The sequence below is a fragment of the Pontibacter vulgaris genome, assembly GCF_022758145.1.
GTDB classification, from domain to species: domain Bacteria; phylum Bacteroidota; class Bacteroidia; order Cytophagales; family Hymenobacteraceae; genus Pontibacter; species Pontibacter vulgaris.
The window spans coordinates 304,696-324,177 of record NZ_JAJVDH010000006.1 but is presented as its reverse complement, the minus strand read 5'-3'; the positions used below and the strand labels follow the sequence as shown (position 1 = coordinate 324,177).

Sequence of the window (19,482 nt, the reverse complement as noted above, 5' to 3'; positions counted from 1 at the left end):
CGCCGATGGTACTGGAGTCACATCCGGGAGAGTAGGTAGCCGCCAACCCATCAACCAACACCCCTTGTTCTGCTTGAGCAAGGGGTGTTGCTCGTTTATACACCCCTGCTGATTCGAGCTGGCGTAAGCTAAAGCCTGACATACGTAGAACAAGCTGAGCCTGCACGCAAGGCCGTGATGGTTGAAGAGCGCCTACTTGTTTTATAGAAGACGAGTAGAAAGAAATTTAAAGGTTAAGCCTTTTCCTAGGCCGCTTGCTGACTGAGAGCCAGCTACAAAGGCTTTGCGGACTGTACTTACTAAAAGCAAAGGAGCAGTTACTTTAACTGCTCCTTTACTGTATCAAAAATGAAAGTGATCCTTACTGATTGATGAACTTCGGGCTGATCAGGTTCTCAATCTCTATTATAGAATAGTTAAAACTACATACTTTCTGTTTATGATTACTCTAGGCTTTAGTAAATTGATTACTATCTTAAAACTCTATAAGATCTTTATCAATTTACTGTCTTTCTAAGCATTTTGCCTTCTCTTTTATTATAAAACTGATTGTTTTCCTTCACAAGTTTTCCATTTATTATTATATAATTGAATCCTGTTGAAAGTTGTTGAGGGTTCTCATAAGTAGTATGTTCCTTCACCTCTGATGGATTAAATACTAAAATGTCAGCTTTTAAGCCTGTCTGTATTTTACCTCGGTCTTGTAACCCTATTGTTTCAGCTGTTAGTCCTGTCATTTTTCTAACTGCTTCTTCTAAGGTCATAATTTGCTTTTTTAATACGAATGTTTCTATCATTTTAGCAAATGAACCAAAACTTCTTGGGTGGTTCATACTAGGGCTACCGTCGGTGCAAAGCATTACGTATGGGTCTTTTAATAATGCTTCCTGTAGCTCCTCATCCATTATGAAGTAGGCTCCATAAGCACCATATGGTCCTATATCATTCATTAAAACCTCTTCAAAAGGCTTTTTTAACTCTGTAGCAATTTGTGCAAGTGTTTTACCGCGATAGGGTCCAGTACCAATTAGTGTAGCCTCCGGACCGTTTCTATGTATGATTTTTTGTTTTAAAAAGTTTCTGAGTTCTTCGCCACGACTTTTTACGATTTCATCATAGTTGTGAGGCTTTTTTGCCCAATCCGGAAAAAGTATTTCTATTGAAGTATAACTAGCTGTATAAGGATAAAAATCTGCAGTTACTTTGATTCCTTTTTTTCTGGCAATATTTAATCTTTCCAGAAGTTCTTCAGCACGCTCTTTACCTTTGCCGTAAACTACTTTTATATGAGATACATGAACAGGGCAATATTGTCCCTGAGCCAGTAATTCGTCTATAGCTGATTCTATAGTTTCGTTATTTTCATTTCTCATGTGGCTCATTATAAGCCCTTTCTTAGATCCAACAATTTTTGCGAGTCTTTCAAGTTCAGCACTTTTAGAATAATACCCAGGGTTATATTCCAAGCCAGTCGTCATGCCATAGCAGCCAGCATCCATAGCATCCGTCAGTAATTCTTCCATTTCGGAAAAATCTTTCTCAGTAGGTATAGGTTTATACTTTGTTCCTGACAACATTCTTATTGTATTGTGGCCAGCAAATAACACGATATTAACAGCCGGTTTTACAGCATCAACGCTGTCCATCCAATTTCGAACATTTTTATGTTCCGGACTAAAACCATCCTGACCCAAGCATATTGTCGTAATACCCATCGATAGGAAATTTCTGAACTCAGGTGTTTCCATTGGATCACCGTGAGCATGAGCATCAATAAAACCCGGGGTAAGCACTAAACCATGTGCATCGATTGTTTTTGTTGCAGAATAAGAAATTGTAGTATCTCTTTCTACAAGTGCTATTGTGTCATCTTTAATTAAAATATTAGCCTTATAGGCTGGTTTTCCTGTTCCATCAATTACTGAAGCGTTTGTTATAAGTAGGTCGTAGGTCATTTCTTTAGATTTAGTTTGACATGATAGTATGCTGGTTGCTATCAATAGAAAATGAAATATATTTTGAGTAGTTCTGATGAGCTTGAATATTCTTTGCGACATAAAAAACCTTTTAAAACTGACCTCACTATTTTTAGTATATAGCTAAAGTATAAATTTCTAATATTTTGAATACTATTTTTATGAGGTATAAAGTATAAACTTTATATACTTTGCTAAAGTACGGGTAGTAGAAATGGTAGTTAGTAGATTCTAGTTTATGTTTAACTAATTGGTGATACTAAAGAGTTTATACTTAAAAAGGGATGCCTATATGTTACTAAGCATCCCTTTTTAATTTTTAAACTATGGAATACCTACAAAATATATTCTTTGTAGGTATAGGGCAATGGTTACACCCTTGTTTAAATTTATACTATTGTTTACTATTTATAGAATTATGATTTTATCTCTAACCAAGCAGTGGCTAGAGTTTTTATACTTAGTAGATTAGTGACTAACACTACAAACCCAAGTTTCTTATAAAGTTTTAGGATATAGCTACTCTACTAGGACTGATGTTTTGGTTAGCTCTGAAAATGTTATCAGGGTCGTACCTTTCTTTTATTGCAACCAGTCGATCATAATTTGGGCCGTAGGCAGCATGTATTCTATCAGTTTCATCTTCTGTCAGAAAGTTTACATATACACCACCCGTAGCATATTTTGCTGATTCCTGGAAAAAGCTACGTGCCCAGGTAATGCACTTTTTGTCTTCAGTAGCTTTTTCCCATCTTGCATGTACATTCATTACATAGTTAGCACTTCTATGAGGGTAAGCAGTTTCTGAATCATCAATACGCTTCATCTGCCCACCAACTTGACCAATAAATATTTCAGTTTGAGCCGAAGGTAACTGGGATATGTAATCAATCATTGTATCAATTGCTTCGTCCTGTAATTCCGTAAAATTGTGTGATTTCCAATAATTGCGTGCCCCAGCTGTAAGAAGTGGATCAAATGCCTGTTGCCAACCTGCATAAGAGTGCGGGCCAATCACGTCTGCAATTGGATTGCCCAATTTTCGCAAAGGCGCCAAAATGCGTTTGCCTTCCTCCATATCACCTGCATGAAATGCTGCAAATACTACAACTGGTTTGCCATGCCATTTTTCCGGAATAAATGGCAAAGGGGGGGCTAACCTAAGTACAACCCATACAGCTGTTTCATCCGGTAATTTGGTGGCAAATTCCCGGTAGAATTCTAATACTTTTTTAGCATCCTCGAATGGATGGACAATCAGTCCGGACAAGATTTCAGGACCGACAGGATGCAATTTAAATTCGAAAGAAGTAACTATTCCAAAGTTGCCCCCGCCACCTCGTATAGCCCAGAAAAGATCTGAGTTCTGTTCTTTGCTTGCCTGAACAAGTTGTCCATCTGCTGTAACTACATCAGCCGAAATTAGATTATCTATGGTCATACCATACTTACGGCTAAGCCAACCGAAGCCTCCTCCCAGAGTTAATCCAGCAATACCGGTAGTTGAGTTGATTCCGACCGGTGTAGCAAGTCCGAAAAACTGCGTTTCATGGTCAAAGTCTGCCAGGGAGCAGCCTGGTTCAACACGGGCTGTTTGTTTTGCAGGATCAATCCGGACTGAACGCATAAGTTTGAGGTCGATCATAAGTCCTCCATCATTTACTGCGCTGCCTGCAATATTATGTCCACATCCGCGCACAGAAACACGTAAATTATGCGTACGTGCAAAATTAACTGCATGAATTACGTCTATTGCCCCGATGCAGCGGACTATAAGTCCAGGTTTACGGTCTATCATGCCATTCCAAATTGCCCGTACTTTGTCGTACTCAGGAGATCCCGGAGTAAGCATTTCGCCACGTATACTTTTTGAAAATTCGTTAACCTCTTCTTCTGCCAGCTCAATGGTAGAACCATTAAGCCTACTTATTGAATATGTACTCATAAGCTCAACATTGTTATAGTTTTAAAAGCCAGTTTGCTGAGAGTTAAATAGCTTAGGGCAGGAGCAAATTTTAAGAGTTATACTTCTACAGAAATATAATAGATTGTAACTAATTGTACGTTAGTAATTTTAAAATGAACTTCAGGATGATGCTAAACTTAGTGGACTGCTGAATCATACCTGCTAAAGAGAAACATACTTGCTAAGGAGAAATATAATGTAGTTCTAATCAGGAATTGTAGAAACGCAAAGGCTTTAAAATAGAAAAGGCTTAAACAGAAGTCTAAGCCTTTACTATTTCAACAGATATTTTTAATGAAGTTATTACATGGTGAATGAGCGCTGGAAATTTACCAGTAAATGTTTTACCAGCCTATACCATAGTCTTCGCCATGATTGCTGGATCCTCCCCAGAAGCTTCCGTGTTTCCAGTCAAAGTATATGGCATTTATAGGGCCACTGGTACGGTCATCAAAGCTTAACGTATAACCCATTTTTTTGAGCTCATTTCTTACAGTTTCCGGTGTACTATCGTGTAATAAAATGTGACCGGGTTTAGGCTTACGGTCATCGGTTTTAGTGCCACCTAAAGAGAGCCATAGTTGGTTGGTATTAATATTAGCTGCTTCGGATGCCTGTTGCACGTTCATCCCAAACTCAACAACGTTCAGGAAAAACTGCAGCAGGTTCTGATCCTGTGTATCGCCGCCCTGCACTGCAAAAGATAAGAAAGGCTTGCCATCTTTTAAAGCCATAGATGGTGTTAACGTTACTCTTGGTCTCTTGCCCGGTGCTACTACATTAAATGGGTTTAAATTAGCATCTAACACAAAGCTCTGCATGCGCTGGCTCATACCTACGCCGGTATTACCTGCTATACAAGCCGGTAACCATCCGCCACTTGGAGTAATAGAAACCACCCAACCTTCTTTATCTGCTGCTTCAACGGTAGTAGTGCCTAACCATAATCTTTCCTGGTACTCATTCATTGAAGAACCGTTTCTGATGTCGTGGGTGGGGGCAAAATTGCGTTTTGTAGTATCCAGCTCGAAGCCTCTTTTTTTCAATAGTTTTAAGTATGGATTCTTTTTTCCTTCGAAAGGGTAGGGGTCGCCAGGGCCGATGTTTGGATTGTTTTTATCATACCGGATTAGGCTGGCCCGTTGTTTGGCATACTCTTTACTTAACAAACCTTTCATAGGCTCCTCCGGAGCAAAGTATGAATCGCCATAATAAAAATCCCGATCGGCAAAGGTTAAATTCATAGTCTGATATAGCGTATGAATATACTTAGTGCTGTTATAGCCCATACTTTTAAGGTCAAAATTTTCTAAAACATTCAGGGCTTGCAACATAACCGGTCCTTGTGTCCATTGCTGTAATTTATAGACATCTATGCCTTTATAGTTTACCATAAGTGGTTCTTCTTCAATGGGCTTCCATTTTGCCAGATCCTGCATCGTAAATAAACCACCCTGTTCTCTGTTGCCCCTTACAATTTCTTTTGCGATATCGCCTGTATAAAAACGATCATAAGCGGCCATGATGGCATCTTTGCGACTCTTACCATTCTTGAGAGCAGTTCTTTCTGCTTCTACCAGCTTTGTAAGTGTCTGAAGTAAATCTTTTTGTACAAATATCTCACCTGCCTCTGGAGCTTCTCTTTTTTCGCCGGGATGAGTCAGAAATACCTTTTTGCTATAAGGCCATTGTTTTATCAGGTCTTTGTTTTTTTCGATGCTATTGGCTGTCTGGGCTTCTATTGGGTAACCTGCTGCCATTTCCATAGCGGGTGCCAGTACCTGCTCCAGGCTTAATGTGCCATAGTTTGCCAGCATGTATAAAAGTCCGCCGGGAGTGCCGGGCGTAGTGGCAGCCAGCGGCCCGTTTTCAGGAGGAAAATTATATCCTTTGTTTTTGAAAAATTTAGGTGTGGCGCCAGTTGGTGCTACGCCTAGTGCATTAATGGCTATTACTTTCTTGGTTTTAGGATTATAGATCAGCGCCTGTGTTTCTCCTCCCCAGCTCAGAACATCCCACATAGTACAGGTTGCAGCCAGCATGGCACAAGCTGCGTCAACCGCATTTCCTCCTTTTTGAAAGGTCATAGCCCCGGCTGTAGCAGCCAACGGTTTACCTGTTATAGCCATCCAGTTCTTGCCATGCAAAACAGGTTTTTGTGTTTGCTGTGCATATGCAGATAAAACAGTAACTATTAAAAGGCAAAGCGTGAAGTGTCGTTTCATAAAAACTTGATTTATACTTCTAAGTTTAACTATAAATTCAAAATTAACAAACTGAATACGTGCAGCATAGAGGTACTGATGAATAATAACTTACACTTTTATATATTCTGATAATATCTGTCTAAATTGGTTGATCGTTAATACATTTTTTAATCACCTATGAAAAACCCCTTGAAGAGTGCAGGTCCTATACTTCTTTTCATTGTCTTTCTGTTTTCCTGCTCTGTTAATGAAAAAGCAGTTTCATCTACTGAGGTAAAAAAATGGCAGGAACAGGCTGCCCGAGTTACAATTATACGTGATGATTTTGGCGTGCCTCATGTATATGGAAAATCTGATGCTGATGCGGTGTTCGGGCTTTTGTATGCGCAATGTGAGGATGATTTTAATAGAGTAGAGCGCAACTATTTATGGGCTATCGGGCGGTTGGCAGAAGTTGAAGGGAAAGAAATGTTGTATAGTGATCTTCGTGCGCGGTTGTATATGAGCAAAGAAGAGGCAGTTAGGCAATATGAGAAAAGCCCGGAATGGCTGAAGGTACTTTGCCAGGCTTATGCAGATGGAATAAACTATTACCTGCATACCCATCCGGAGGTTAAACCAAAGCTCTTGACACGTTTTGAACCATGGATGCCGATGTATTTTACGGAAGGTTCTATTGGCGGAGATATAGAAAGTGTTTCTACAGATAGGATCAAAGCTTTTTATGAAAGTAATAGATCGCTGGGATATGGTAGTACAGGAGATGGCCTGGTGCACCCGGCTATACTTGACGAACCAAAAGGCTCTAACGGTTTTGCGATAGCCGGAAAACATACGGCTTCAGGAAATGCCATGCTGCTGATCAATCCGCATACTTCATTCTTTTTCCGTGGCGAAGTGCATGCTGTAAGCGAGGAAGGACTAAATGCTTATGGCGCCGTAACCTGGGGGCAATTCTTTATTTACCAGGGATTTAATGAAAAGATGGGCTGGATGCATACATCCGCTTATACTGATGTGATTGATGAATTTGAAGAAACGATTGTGAAGCAAGATGGTAAACTGTTCTACAAGTATGGCAAAGAAAACCGGCCTGTAACTACATCCGAAGTTACCTTATCTTATAAAGAAGGAAATGAAATCAAGCAGAAAACCTTTACAACGTATCGCACCCACCACGGACCGATTACGCACCAGAACGGCGATAAATGGGTAGCTACAGCTTTAATGTGGAAGCCATCTGAAGCCCTGATCCAATCTTATACTAGAACCAAGAAGAGCAACATGGCAGAGTTTAATGAGATGATGAAACTGCGTACCAACTCTTCTAATGGTACCGTGTATGCGGATGTAGCTGGTAATATCGCTTACTATCATGGCAATTTTTTCCCGATTCGTGATACTGCCTTCGATTATTCAAAACCGGTGGACGGTAGTAATCCAAAAACTGACTGGAACGGGATACATCCATTAGAAGAAACGATCAGAGTAATTAACCCTGCAAATGGATGGATACAGAATTGCAATTCCACGCCTTTTACCAGTGCAGGAGAGTATAGCCCGAAAAGGGAAAAATATCCGGTTTACATGGCGCCCTCGCCTGAAAATTTCCGTGGTATACATGCTATCAGATTATTAAAGAAAGCCGAGAATCTGACACTGGATAAACTCATTAAGCTGGCATATGATCCATACCTTCCGGGTTTCGAGATGCTTATACCTGGGCTTATTAAAGCTTATGATAAACAGAAACCTAAAGATCAGAAGCTTTTAGATGCCATTGAAGTTCTGCGCAATTGGAATTATGCAGTTTCTAAGGAATCAGTAGCTATGTCGCTGGCTCATTTTTATGCCACCAATTTAACTAAGAATGGTAGCGCCCCAAAAAGTCTGAACTTGATAGAGCGGTTTGATTACTATACTAATACTGCGCCCGAGAAGGAACGTCTGGAAATTTTCAGCCAAACGTTGGCTCAACTTGAAAAGGATTTTGGTAAATGGAACACGCCTTGGGGCGAAATAAACCGATACCAGCGGATTAATGGAGAAATAAAGCAGCCCTTTAATGATAATTTGCCAAGCTTGCCTATTGGTATGGCTTCCGGAAACTGGGGCGCTTTAGCATCTTTTGGAGCAAATTCATACAATACTAAAAGGTTATATGGCACTTCCGGAAATAGCTTTGTGGCGGTAGTGGAATTTGGTGAGAAGGTGAAGGCCAAAAGCCTGTTGGCTGGTGGTCAGAGCGGAAATCCGGATTCCCCGCATTTTGATGACCAGGCCCAACGCTATGCTGATGTTAAGTTTAAAGATGTAGCCTATTACCGGGAAGATGTAGAGAAACGTGCTCAAGCCACGTATCACCCCGGAGAGAAAGTAAGTGTGAAACAATAGCTAATTATTTCACTAAAATAAGGCTATTGCCGTGCCTGGTTAGGATTTTGCATTTCTGGGCGCGGCAAATTTCTTAAAGATATTGGCTCTATTTTTAAAAAATTAATTGTTCGCCAAAACTGTTAACCTAATGAAGAAATTTCTACTGCCTGTTTTGCTGCTCATACCTTTTGTGATGCAGGCACAAACTAAGGCTGCACCTAACCTGATCAAGTATGTAAACCCGATGATCGGAACGGCCAAAATGGGCCATACTTACCCGGGTGCAACGGTGCCTTTTGGTATGGTACAGCTCAGCCCTGATACCGATACGATACCTTATGAGGTGAACGGCAAGTATAACAAGGACGTGTACAAGTACTGCGCCGGCTACCAGCACGATGATAAAACGATTGTTGGTTTCAGTCACACACACTTTAGCGGAACAGGTCATTCTGATCTGGGTGATTTCCTGATCGCGCCAACCACCGGCAAACTGCAGCTGAACCCCGGCACCGAAGATAAACCCGAAAGCGGCTACCGCTCGGCCTTTTCGCATGCCAACGAGGTGGCAGAACCCGCCTACTACAAAGTAAAGCTCGACGACCACAACATCCTGGCAGAGCTTACGGCCAGCAATCGTGTGGGCATGCACCAGTATACTTTCCCGAAGTCGGATGAAGCCCACATTATACTTGACCTGATGTCGGGTATTTACAACTATGACGGTAAAACCACCTGGACCTTTGTGCGCGTGGAGAACGATACTCTGATCACTGGTTACCGGCAAACCAACGGCTGGGCCCGTACCCGCACGGTATACTTTGCCATGGCTTTCAATAAGCCGTTTCAGCAGTATGGTAACAAAGATTATTCGGAGGCACAGGTATACAAAGGCTTCTGGCGCAAGTTCGATCAGACTAAGAATTTTCCGGAGTTCGCCGGCAAAAAACTAAAAGCTTATTTCGATTTTAAAACGACAGAAGGAGAGAAGATCAAGATAAAGTTTGCGTTGTCGCCAGTGAGTACGGAAGGAGCCTTGGCCAACATGCGCGCCGAAATACCGCACTGGGATTTTGAAAAAGTAAAACGCGAAGGGCAAGCTGCCTGGAACAAAGAACTAAACAAAGTAGTGGTTGACGCCGGCAAGGATGACTTGGTGAATTTCTATACGGCCATGTACCATTCTTTCCTGGGCCCGACTACCTACATGGATGTGGATGGCAAGTATAGAGGCCTGGACATGAACGTGCACCAGGCGAAGGACTTTACAAACTATACCAGCTTTTCGCTTTGGGATACGTATCGTGCGCTGCACCCGCTTTTCAACATTCTGCAACCTGCCCGCAACAACGATATGATCAAATCCATGCTGGCGCATTACGACCAGAGCGTGCACAAAATGCTGCCGGTTTGGTCGCACTACGCCAACGAGAACTGGTGTATGATCGGGTACCACTCGGTGCCAGTGATTGCCGATGCTGTGATGAAAGGCAACGGTAACTTCGACGCAAACCGTGCCTTAGATGCCTGTGTACAAACTGCCCGCACCCGTTACTATGATGGCTTGGGCTACTACATGGATATGGGTTATGTACCTGAAGACAAGAATGGCTCTTCGGTATCTAAAACCCTGGAATATGCTTACGATGACTGGTGTATTGCCCAAATGGCTAAGAAACTGAACCGACAGGATATTTACGAAGAGTTCAGCAAGCGTGCGCTAAACTATAAGAATGTGTACGATGCCAAGTCTGGTTACATGCGCCCTAAGTTGAGCGATGGAACCTGGAAAAAAGAATTCGACCCGCTGGATACACACGGGCAAGGCTTCATAGAGGGCAATTCCTGGAACTATAGTTTGTACGTGCCGCACGATCCTGCTCAGATGATCTCAATGATGGGAGGGCAGGCCCGCTTTGCGCAGCACCTAGATTCGCTCTTTACAATGGAGTTGCCGGATAAGTATTTTGAGAATACAGAAGACATTTCCCGCGACGGCATTATCGGAAATTACGTACATGGCAACGAGCCCTCGCACCACGTAGCTTATTTGTATAACTGGACCGACCAACCCTGGAAAACGCAGGAACGCACCCGTATGGTGCTGAAAGCAATGTATAAACCAACTATAGACGGCCTTGGCGGTAATGATGATTTTGGGCAGATGAGTGCCTGGTATATTTTTTCAGCTTTAGGGTTCTACCCTGTAGCACCCGGCTCTGACCATTATGCGATTACCAGCCCGGCCGTGAAATCAGCAAGTATAAACCTGGAGAACGGCAAGACCTTTACCATAGAGGCGAAGAACCAGAAAGACAAAAATGTGTACATCCAGAAAATGGAGCTGAACGGCCAGCCAATTAACCGGACTTACCTCACACACGCTGAGATCATGAACGGTGGAAAGATCACCTTTTACATGGGTAGCAAGGCTAATAAAAAGCTGATGACTGTTGCTCCTCAATAAGTGATGTAAGTATAAAACAAAAGGCCCGCAGAAATGCGGGCCTTTTGTTTTATACTTTACCTGTCATTTCGAGCTTCGCGAGAAATCTGGGTAATGATTCAGATCTCTCGTTACACTCGAAATGACAGCTGGATTGCTTCAGTTTATACTTTAAGGTATAGGTTGTTTTATTCCTGTAGCTGTTTCTCATCTTTCGAAAACGAATAGGGTGCAGCTTCATCTTTTGTTCCTCGGTTCTTATTAGGTGCAGCTCCCATCTTAATTTTCATCTTGCCACCTTTCATCAGGTCTTCATGGGCTATCCAGTTCTTCTCAAACTTTCTGCCGTTAAGCGTAGCTGACTGGATGTATCTGTTTTCTGAGCTGTTGTCAGGGGCTTCTATTACAAACTTTTTCCCGTTCTCTAAGTGTATAGTTGCTTTCTTAAACAATGGCGCACCCATTACATACTGGTTTACAGCTGGCGTAACCGGGTAAAAGCCTAAGGCTGAGAAAATGTACCAGGCTGATGTTTGTCCGTTATCTTCATCGCCACAGTAACCATCCGGTGCTGACTGGTACATACGGTTCATAGTTTCGCGTGCCCAATATTGCGCTTTCCAAGGTTCGCCGGCATAATTATACAAGTATATCATGTGCTGTATAGGCTGGTTGCCGTGCGCATACTGTCCCATGTTGGCAATCTGCATTTCACGAATCTCATGTATCACACCACCATAATAGCTTTCGTCATACTTTGGAGGAAGGGTAAATACCGAATCCAGCTTCGCCGTAAAGTTCTGTTTTCCACCCATCAGATCAATAAGCCCCTGCACATCATGGAAAACGGACCAACTGTAATGCCAGCTGTTGCCTTCGGTAAACGCGTCGCCCCATTTAAACGGGTTGAAGGGTGATTGGAAAGTGCCGTCCTGGTTTTTGCCGCGCATCAGGCCAGTAGCGGGGTCAAACAAGTTTCTAAAGTTCTGGCTGCGTTTGGCGTAAAGGTCTATCTCGGACTGCGGCCGTTTTAAGGCTTTGGCTAGCTGGTAAATGGCAAAATCGTCGTAAGCATACTCTAACGTTCGGGCTGCATTCTCGTTTATCTTAACATCGTAAGGTACATAACCCAGTTTATTATAGTAAGCTACACCGGCACGACCAATGGCTGTTATCGGGCCTTCGTTGTTAGCTCCGTGCAGCAAGGCTTCATACAAAGTGTTAATGTCGTAATCCCGAAGTCCTTTAACATAAGCATCAGCTACTACCGAAGCAGAGTTGTTCCCGATCATAATGTTGGCATAACCCGGGCTCGACCACTCGGGCAACCAGCCACCTTCTTTGTAATCGTTAACCAGACCAGCCTGCATTTCTTTGTTTATACTTGGGTAAGCCAGGTTCAGGAAGGGGTAAAGAGCGCGGAAGGTATCCCAGAAACCGGTGCCGGCAAAGCGGTAGCCCGGGTAGGTTTTACCATCATAAGGGCTGTAATGAACAGGCTGGTTATTTGCATCCAACTCATACATTTTATGCGGGAAAAACAGCGTGCGGTACAGGCAACTATAAAATGTACGCATCTGCTCATCGGTACCACCCTCCACGGTTATGCGGCTCATCGCTTTATTCCAGAGGGCTTTCGCTTTTAGTTTAGTAGCGTCAAAATCGTCGTTGGCCAGTTCGCGTTTCAGGTTACGTTCGGCTTGCTCCATACTTATAAATGAGGAAGCCACGCGCAGATTCACCTTTTCGCCTTTCGCGGTCTTAAACCCGACTATAGCCCCGGCATGGTTGGCTGTTTGTTCCAGTTTACTTTTTACAAGAGTGGTGTCGTGCCAGGTATAAGCTACTGTAAAGGGCTTGTCAGTATAAATTACAAAGTAGTTCTTAAAGTCCTTTGGGTTACTGCGGGCAGCTCGGGTAGTATATCCAATAATCTTGTTTTCAGATGGGATGACTTTGATATAAGAACCCTTATCAAGTGCATCGATAACTATAAAAGAACTGTCGGATTTTGGATAAGTGAACCGGAACTGGGCAGCGCGTTCTGTTGGCGTAAATTCAGTTGTTACGTCGTGGTCAGCCAGGTATACGCTATAATAGTACGGTTTAGCAATCTCTGATTTATGAGAGAACCAGCTGGCGCGGTCATCTTCCCTGAACCTGAGTTTACCGGTAACCGGCATGACCACGAACTGACCGTAATCATTCATCCACGGCGATGGCTGGTGCGTTTGCTTAAAGCCCCGGATCTTGTCATCATCGTATGTATAAGCCCAACCGTTTCCCATTTTGCCGGTTTGGGCAGTCCATAGGTTCATGCCCCAGGGCACCGCCACAGCAGGGTAGGTGTTCCCATTAGATAAACTCACTTTTGAATCGTTGCCCATCAGTGGGTTTGCCAGTTCTTCAGGCTCAAAGCGTGGCTTGTTTTTTTGTGCCTGTGTGTTGGGTGCAAAGGCAAGTATAAATGCAGGAAGTATAAAATAGAGTGGTCGTAAAAGTTTCTTCATCAGGCAAGTATAAATGTTCTGTTAAAGTATAAATTCAGGGGATTAACTTTCATAAAACTCAATGGGTAACAAATCCGGGTCACTGATAAATGTAAAGCGTTTGCCGGTATATTCGTCTGTACGGACAGGCTCGGCAACTATACTTTTTGCCTCTAGTGCTGCTACAATCTCCTCGATATTATCAACTTCAAAAGCTAGGTGCCTCAAGCCAGTGGCTTCGGGTCTGGAGGGGCGCTTAGGAGGATCCGGAAAAGAGAAAAGCTCCAGCACATACTGCCCATTAAGCGCCAAGTCGAGTTTATATGACTGCCTTTCTGGCCTGTATACTTCCCTGATGATGCTAAGCCCCAATACATTTGTGTAAAATGACTTCGACTTTTCATAATCGGAGCAGATAATGGCAACATGATGTATTTTATTTAAGGCAATCATATAGGGCGGAATGCTTTAGCTATACTTAATGGCGGCAAGTAATTGCCTTTGCAATAAAGGATGTTTTAAATATAGCAAATCCTGTTCACGAAAAGCAGTTAATCCGTTTTTAGCTTTTATACAAAATATAAAGAACCCTTAAAGCGCTATAGTAGCTGTATAATTTTTTTTAAGTACATTATCGCTTCATCTTTTTGTTCATAATTCTCCTACCATGAAAAGAACAATTTCTAGCAGTTTAACTATACTAATGCTTTTAACGCTTTTGTCAGCCTGCTCTGATAAGCTTTCTTCAGGCAGAACGGCCTCCGTTGCAACCACCAGAAAGTTAAAACAGGTTAAGGTAATGACCTACAATATACGGCACGCTAATCCGCCAAGCCACGGAAGAAACGGTGCCGTAGATATTGATGCAATAGTGAAAGTTATCAGAAATGAGAATCCTGATCTGGTTGCCCTGCAGGAGGTAGATGTAAATCTGGCACGTTCCGGTAAAGTTAACCAGGCTGAAGTTATTGCTGAGAAGCTTGATATGCACGTTTTCTTTGGCAGAGCAATTGATTATGATGGCGGACAATATGGTGTGGCTATTCTGTCGAAATATCCGCTTACGGAAACCGCAGTTATACCTTTGCCTGAAGAAGATAACCCGGAAGCTGAGGATCGCGTGCTTACAAAAGCCAGAATTACTTTACCTGGTGGTGAGGTAATCTGCTTCGGCAGTACCCACTTGGATGTGCTTAGCGCCGACAACCGGGTACAGCAAGTAAGTATGATTAATGCGATTGCAGCTAAAGAAACTGTGCCGTTTATTGTTGCCGGCGATTTTAACGCTGAACCTGAAAGCTACGCAATTGACGAATTAGATAAGGCATTTACACGCACCTGCCTCCGTAATTGTGAAGCCAGTTTTCCGCAGGATATTCCCAATAAAATCATTGATTTTATTGCCTTTAAGAAAGAATTGCCTTATAAAGTAGTTTTACATAAAGTAATACCAGAAAGATACGCCTCAGACCATTTACCAGTGGTAGCCGTAATCAGATTCAAATAAACATCATAGGAAGACCGTTAAGGATTTGCTGCTTTAACTTATTTGAGCCTATGTAGGTTTTATTGGAACAAACAGTAGCATGCTCTACTATGTCTGCCCCTGGGCTAGTATAAATTTACGTTATACCAATAATTTAAATGAGTATGAACCCTTTTGGTTACGGGTATGGTTTGTCTTTGTAAAAAGTATTTTTTCATTTTGCTAAAGTATGCTTCAGTAGATAAAGTATATTTAGAGCTGGAATTGTGTTGGTAGTTTTTGGTATGGCCTTTCTTAGAATACACTATATATCTCTTAGATGTGTAATAGCATCTGTTTTTTGTCTGTTCCTTACAGCTTGCCCTGGAACAGAAAAGCATGATCAAATAAAAAAGTTATTTACCAAAAAGGAAAACAGGCAGCGCGTTGCTGTTCCTGCTTCGTTTACAGCTGCGAGCGCCAAAAAGCTGGGAAGCCAGCTTGATTCTATTTTCTATCACTTACATAAGCGTAAGGGTTTCAACGGAACGGTGCTGGTTACCAAGTATGATAAGGTAATTTACAAAGGTGCTTTTGGCTATGCCGATTTTTACCGGAAAGATACGCTAACTACAGAGACAGCTTTTCAGTTAGCCTCCGTATCGAAACAATTTACGGCTATGGCAATTATGATGCTGCAGGAAAGAGGGAAGCTTCAATACGACGATAGTGTGCAGCAGTTTTTCCCCGATTTCCCTTACAAAGGCATTACCATTCGACAGTTGCTTACCCATCGGTCCGGTTTGCCTAATTATACTTACTTCAGCGATGAGCTCTGGCCAAACCGTAACATTGATATCACCAACAATGATGTCCTGAATCTTATGGCGGTACACAAGCCTAAAACTTATTTACAGCCAAATGCACGTTTTAATTACAGCAATACGGGCTACTTTTTACTGGCTTCTATTGTAGAAAAAGTTTCGGGTATGCCATTTGCCAATTTTATGCAAGCCAATATCTTTAGGCCTTTACAAATGAAGCACACCTTCACTTTCAGTAAGAATATGGCGGCATTAACAGGGCCAATTGCTACCGGCCACACCGGAGGCAGGCAAATGCGGACCTCTGATTATTTAGATACAGTATTAGGTGATAAAGGCGTTTTTTCTACTGTAGAAGATTTATATAAATGGGACCAAGCGCTGTATACAGACAAATTAGTTAAACACGAAACTCTGAAAGAAGCATTTACCGGCTCCCGCACCGATAAGAATAGAAAAGAAGATTATGGTTTTGGTTGGCGTATTAAACAGCTGGAGAGCGGCGATACTGTTGTGTACCATGCAGGTTTATGGCACGGTTATACTACCTACTTGCTGCGAAATCCTAAAGACCATAGCGCCCTGATTGTTTTAAGCAATCTGCCTAATGGTAGCCTGAGGCATTTAAAGGATGTTCAGAATTTTCTCTACCCGGCTCAGCCTGAGAACATGGCTGCTACTGAAACCCACAGCAAAGATCAACATACTTCTGTAAACTAAACTTTGCTTATAGGTATAAACAAGAAAAGGCTCCCCGTCTGGGAGCCTTTTCTTGTTTATGATCAGTTTTATAAAAAACTTTTCAACTTTTAGCCATGTTCTTTTACGGTGCCGTTAACAGTAAGGTTACGTATTCAGTAAAAAAAATTAAAAAAATAATAAGCTCCAGGAAATAGGCATTCTCCATACTTATACTACTCTAGTAAAATAATAGCTTATGTGGTTGGGTTAAAGTATAGCAAGGGGAACCATGTGGAAGTAAGCCCTCGTCCCCGTTATTGTTCTATGGATATAGTTGGTCATTTTACTTTTTAACTGGTCATACTTATACAACAACACCATTATACTAGTGCGTATACTGCTTAACATTTCTAAAACAGATATATGCAGCAGGATACTTCCAATTCCGTTTCGCCAACGCATCATCCTAAACTGAAAGAACTGGCAGCCACTGCTATATGCGGGAACGATATTACCTCTTCCTGTTTGTATGTGTCTGCACTTGCTATTATCTATTCTGGCCAGTATGCCTGGGTGGCACTTTTAATGGTAGGGGGAGTTCTGTTTCTGTTCCGGAGCATTTACGGAGAAGTGGTGGGAGCACTGCCACTAAATGGGGGAGCTTATAATGCGCTGCTCAATACAACCAGCAAAACCACGGCGTCTTTAGCTGCCTGCCTGACTTTGCTTTCTTACATGGCCACAGCCGTTATCTCGGCCAGCGAGGCCATGCACTATGTGCATCATCTATGGGAAGGGTTACCCATTTTATATGCCACAATCGGGTTGCTGGCTTTTTTTATGGGATTAACAATTATGGGTATTGGTGAGTCCTCCATTGTCGCGATTATTATTTTCATAACACATATTTCCACGCTATCGCTTTTGGTAATTGTGGGGTTTTTCTTTTTGTTCAACCATGGGTTTGACACACTTACACTCAATTATAACCAGCCCTTGGAAGGTAGTATCTGGAAGGCCCTGTTTTTTGGATTTGCAGCCGCTATGCTGGGTATTTCTGGTTTTGAGAGCTCTGCAAACTTTGTAGAAGAGCAGGCGCCCGGCGTATTTCCGAAAACACTGCGCAATATGTGGCTGGCTGTTACAATTTTTAACCCATTAACAGCTTTTCTGGCTATTGCCATCATACCTATGGCCGCTGTGGCCGAGAACCAGACTGCTTTACTTGCTTATATGGGCGAAGTAGCCGGGGGCAACTGGTTAGCTGTACTTGTTTCTGTTAATGCAGCCATGGTGCTAAGCGGGGCAGTTTTAACCTCCTATGTTGGTGTAACGGGCTTAGTACAACGCATGACACTGGACCGATGCCTTCCTCAGTTCCTGCTGGCTACAAATAAAAGAGGATCTGCTTACCTGATCATGATAAGTTTTTTTCTGTTATGTGTTTCTATTCTGCTTATTACCAAGGGTGACATTGGTGCTTTGGCCGGCGTTTATACTATATCTTTTCTGTCGGTTATGGCCTTATTCGGTTTTGGTAATATCTTACTTAAGTTGCGCAGAAACCGCCTTCCTCGTCCGGTAAGAGCTTCCGGCATGGTCCTCTTCATAGCTATATCTGCTGTTCTGGCTGCTTTATTAGGTAACGCCCTTCTTAACCCGGCTTATGTCTGGGTTTTTCTTAAGTATTTTATACCTACGGTTTCAGTGGTTTTTATCATGCTATACCGGATTGAGTTGCTCAGTGTACTTGCTTATGTTCTGCAGCAGGTAGAGCGGCCCCTTAAGAAAATTCTGCCTTTTAAATCCTACGCCACATTGCGTCTTATCCAAACTATCAGGTCGCAGGAGTTTGTGTTTTTTACCAAGGGTGATAACATCGCCAACATAAATAAGGTAATGCGCTACATAGTAGACAATGAGCATACTAACCGGCTCAAAATTGTAAACGTGTTGCAGGAGGGAGAGGAGCCTCCTAAAAGATTAATGCACGAGGTAGAAGTATTGGATCTGGCTTACCCGGAATTGGTGGTCGATTTTATTATTATCAGAGGACATTTCGGGCCAGAGCTGATTCAGCGGCTCTCCTATAAGTGGGGCATCCCGAAAAATTTCATGTTTATTGGCTCGCCCGGCAATCGCTTCCCATATGGCTTACAGGAATTGGGTGGCGTTAGGCTGGTTATTTAGCAGAGCTTCTAATATTTATACTTGCCTGTTAATCAGAGTATGGCGATGCATGAATAGCATTACATAGCACTGTTCAATAGAATAGGTAAGTGCCTTAATATTCCTTAAAAATTAAATGCTGATTAAAAGTTTGGTTCAGGTAAAGTATGATCTTTAACAGTATCGTCAGCCCAATACTTTTGGTAAGACTCAAGTAATTTTTCTCTTGATAATGGCTTATTTGTGAATTCCTGAACTCCCAGCATTTTAAATCTTTTCAGGTCTTTTATATTTGTATGGATGGCTAGCAGAAGGAAAACCGCTCGCATATTTTCTAATTTTCCGGATTTATGCAGTGTTTCCATTAATTCTAATCCGTCCATTAAAGGCATAAAATGATCAAGTATAATAAGCTCCGGACAGGTTTCTTTATTATCTGCACATTTTTCTAAAATATAGTCCAGCCCATCTTTACCATTTGTCAGGATCTTGACATGATCAGCAATTTGCAGTTCGGTTACGATACGTTCGTTCAGATAATTAGCTGTCATGTCATCGTCTATTATTAAAACCTCTTTTAACTTATTAGCCATCAATAAATGTAGTTTTTAGTGCTGCTAGTAACGTTGCTTTCTGAGAGTAGGTTTAAAAATAGCTCGCATTGCGTTAATACTTATTCAATACCCGGAAATGCCGTATAATACCCCTTGGGTCCGCATGCGTTAACAAATAGGATATTACTAACTTCTGTAATCGTTTTGCGTTAGCTTCAAAAGTGCAATTTCTGGCAACTCAATTTTAACGATTAACCGGATTTAACTTTTCAGGTTTTTAATATAGCGGGGAGCATTTCGCTAAAGTATACATTTACTAAGGCTACATC

Annotated in this window: 11 protein-coding genes; 5 read left to right on the top strand and 6 right to left on the bottom strand. The window is 42.1% G+C overall.

Annotation, left to right across the window (positions count from 1 at the left end; all coding sequences use genetic code 11):
* Positions 1-497: 497 nt before the first annotated feature.
* From LWP20_RS15760 to LWP20_RS15750, 3 genes are all read right to left on the bottom strand, one after another.
* Positions 498-1,955, bottom strand: a complete 1,458-nt coding sequence (locus LWP20_RS15760; protein ID WP_242929131.1) for an N-acyl-D-amino-acid deacylase family protein — start codon at positions 1,953-1,955, stop codon at positions 498-500.
* A 529-nt stretch (positions 1,956-2,484) separates the two neighbouring features.
* Positions 2,485-3,921, bottom strand: coding sequence for an FAD-binding oxidoreductase (locus LWP20_RS15755; RefSeq protein WP_242929130.1), 1,437 nt, complete (start codon positions 3,919-3,921; stop codon positions 2,485-2,487).
* A 365-nt stretch (positions 3,922-4,286) separates the two neighbouring features.
* Positions 4,287-6,167 (bottom strand): gamma-glutamyltransferase family protein, encoded by a 1,881-nt coding sequence (locus LWP20_RS15750; protein ID WP_242929129.1) that lies wholly within the window; start codon positions 6,165-6,167, stop codon positions 4,287-4,289.
* A 159-nt stretch (positions 6,168-6,326) separates the two neighbouring features.
* Here LWP20_RS15750 and LWP20_RS15745 point away from each other — a divergent pair, with 159 nt between their 5' ends.
* Complete coding sequence (locus tag LWP20_RS15745; RefSeq protein WP_242929128.1) at positions 6,327-8,543, top strand: acylase; 2,217 nt, start codon at positions 6,327-6,329, stop codon at positions 8,541-8,543.
* A gap of 130 nt (positions 8,544-8,673) precedes the next feature.
* On the top strand, positions 8,674-10,992 hold the full coding sequence (locus LWP20_RS15740; RefSeq protein ID WP_262914616.1) for a GH92 family glycosyl hydrolase: 2,319 nt from the start codon (positions 8,674-8,676) through the stop codon (positions 10,990-10,992).
* Between the two features lie 167 nt (positions 10,993-11,159).
* Here LWP20_RS15740 and LWP20_RS15735 read toward each other — a convergent pair whose 3' ends face one another.
* Together LWP20_RS15735 and gloA2 are read right to left on the bottom strand one after the other, a co-directional pair.
* Positions 11,160-13,481 carry a GH92 family glycosyl hydrolase gene (locus LWP20_RS15735; RefSeq protein ID WP_242929127.1) on the bottom strand — a complete coding sequence of 774 codons (2,322 nt, stop codon included), beginning with the start codon at positions 13,479-13,481 and terminating at the stop codon, positions 11,160-11,162.
* Positions 13,482-13,523: 42 nt separating this feature from the next.
* Positions 13,524-13,913: an SMU1112c/YaeR family gloxylase I-like metalloprotein gene (gene gloA2, locus LWP20_RS15730; protein ID WP_242929126.1), complete on the bottom strand. Its 390-nt coding sequence runs from the start codon at positions 13,911-13,913 to the stop codon at positions 13,524-13,526.
* A 214-nt stretch (positions 13,914-14,127) separates the two neighbouring features.
* On the opposite strand from gloA2, the gene LWP20_RS15725 reads away from it, so the two are divergent.
* From LWP20_RS15725 to LWP20_RS15715, 3 genes are all read left to right on the top strand, one after another.
* Positions 14,128-14,967 (top strand): endonuclease/exonuclease/phosphatase family protein, encoded by an 840-nt coding sequence (locus tag LWP20_RS15725; RefSeq protein WP_242929125.1) that lies wholly within the window; start codon positions 14,128-14,130, stop codon positions 14,965-14,967.
* A gap of 263 nt (positions 14,968-15,230) precedes the next feature.
* Complete coding sequence (locus LWP20_RS15720) at positions 15,231-16,469, top strand: serine hydrolase domain-containing protein (RefSeq protein ID WP_437179410.1); 1,239 nt, start codon at positions 15,231-15,233, stop codon at positions 16,467-16,469.
* Positions 16,470-16,853: 384 nt separating this feature from the next.
* Entirely contained in the window at positions 16,854-18,620 is a 1,767-nt protein-coding gene (locus LWP20_RS15715) for an APC family permease (RefSeq protein ID WP_242929123.1), read from the top strand.
* Between the two features lie 122 nt (positions 18,621-18,742).
* Here the strand turns inward: LWP20_RS15715 and LWP20_RS15710 are convergent, their stop codons facing one another.
* Entirely contained in the window at positions 18,743-19,192 is a 450-nt protein-coding gene (locus tag LWP20_RS15710) for a response regulator (protein ID WP_242929122.1), read from the bottom strand.
* Positions 19,193-19,482 lie beyond the last annotated feature (290 nt).

Bases quoted from the DNA above. Each gene is read 5' to 3' on its own strand.
- LWP20_RS15760 (WP_242929131.1), bottom strand. From the start codon at position 1,955: ATGACCTACGACCTACTTATAACAAACGCTTCAGTAATTGATGGAACA.
- LWP20_RS15755 (WP_242929130.1), bottom strand. From the start codon at position 3,921: ATGAGTACATATTCAATAAGTAGGCTTAATGGTTCTACCATTGAGCTG.
- LWP20_RS15750 (WP_242929129.1), bottom strand. From the start codon at position 6,167: ATGAAACGACACTTCACGCTTTGCCTTTTAATAGTTACTGTTTTATCT.
- LWP20_RS15745 (WP_242929128.1), top strand. From the start codon at position 6,327: ATGAAAAACCCCTTGAAGAGTGCAGGTCCTATACTTCTTTTCATTGTC.
- LWP20_RS15740 (WP_262914616.1), top strand. From the start codon at position 8,674: ATGAAGAAATTTCTACTGCCTGTTTTGCTGCTCATACCTTTTGTGATG.
- LWP20_RS15735 (WP_242929127.1), bottom strand. From the start codon at position 13,481: ATGAAGAAACTTTTACGACCACTCTATTTTATACTTCCTGCATTTATA.
- gloA2 (WP_242929126.1), bottom strand. From the start codon at position 13,913: ATGATTGCCTTAAATAAAATACATCATGTTGCCATTATCTGCTCCGAT.
- LWP20_RS15725 (WP_242929125.1), top strand. From the start codon at position 14,128: ATGAAAAGAACAATTTCTAGCAGTTTAACTATACTAATGCTTTTAACG.
- LWP20_RS15720 (WP_437179410.1), top strand. From the start codon at position 15,231: ATGGCCTTTCTTAGAATACACTATATATCTCTTAGATGTGTAATAGCA.
- LWP20_RS15715 (WP_242929123.1), top strand. From the start codon at position 16,854: ATGCAGCAGGATACTTCCAATTCCGTTTCGCCAACGCATCATCCTAAA.
- LWP20_RS15710 (WP_242929122.1), bottom strand. From the start codon at position 19,192: ATGGCTAATAAGTTAAAAGAGGTTTTAATAATAGACGATGACATGACA.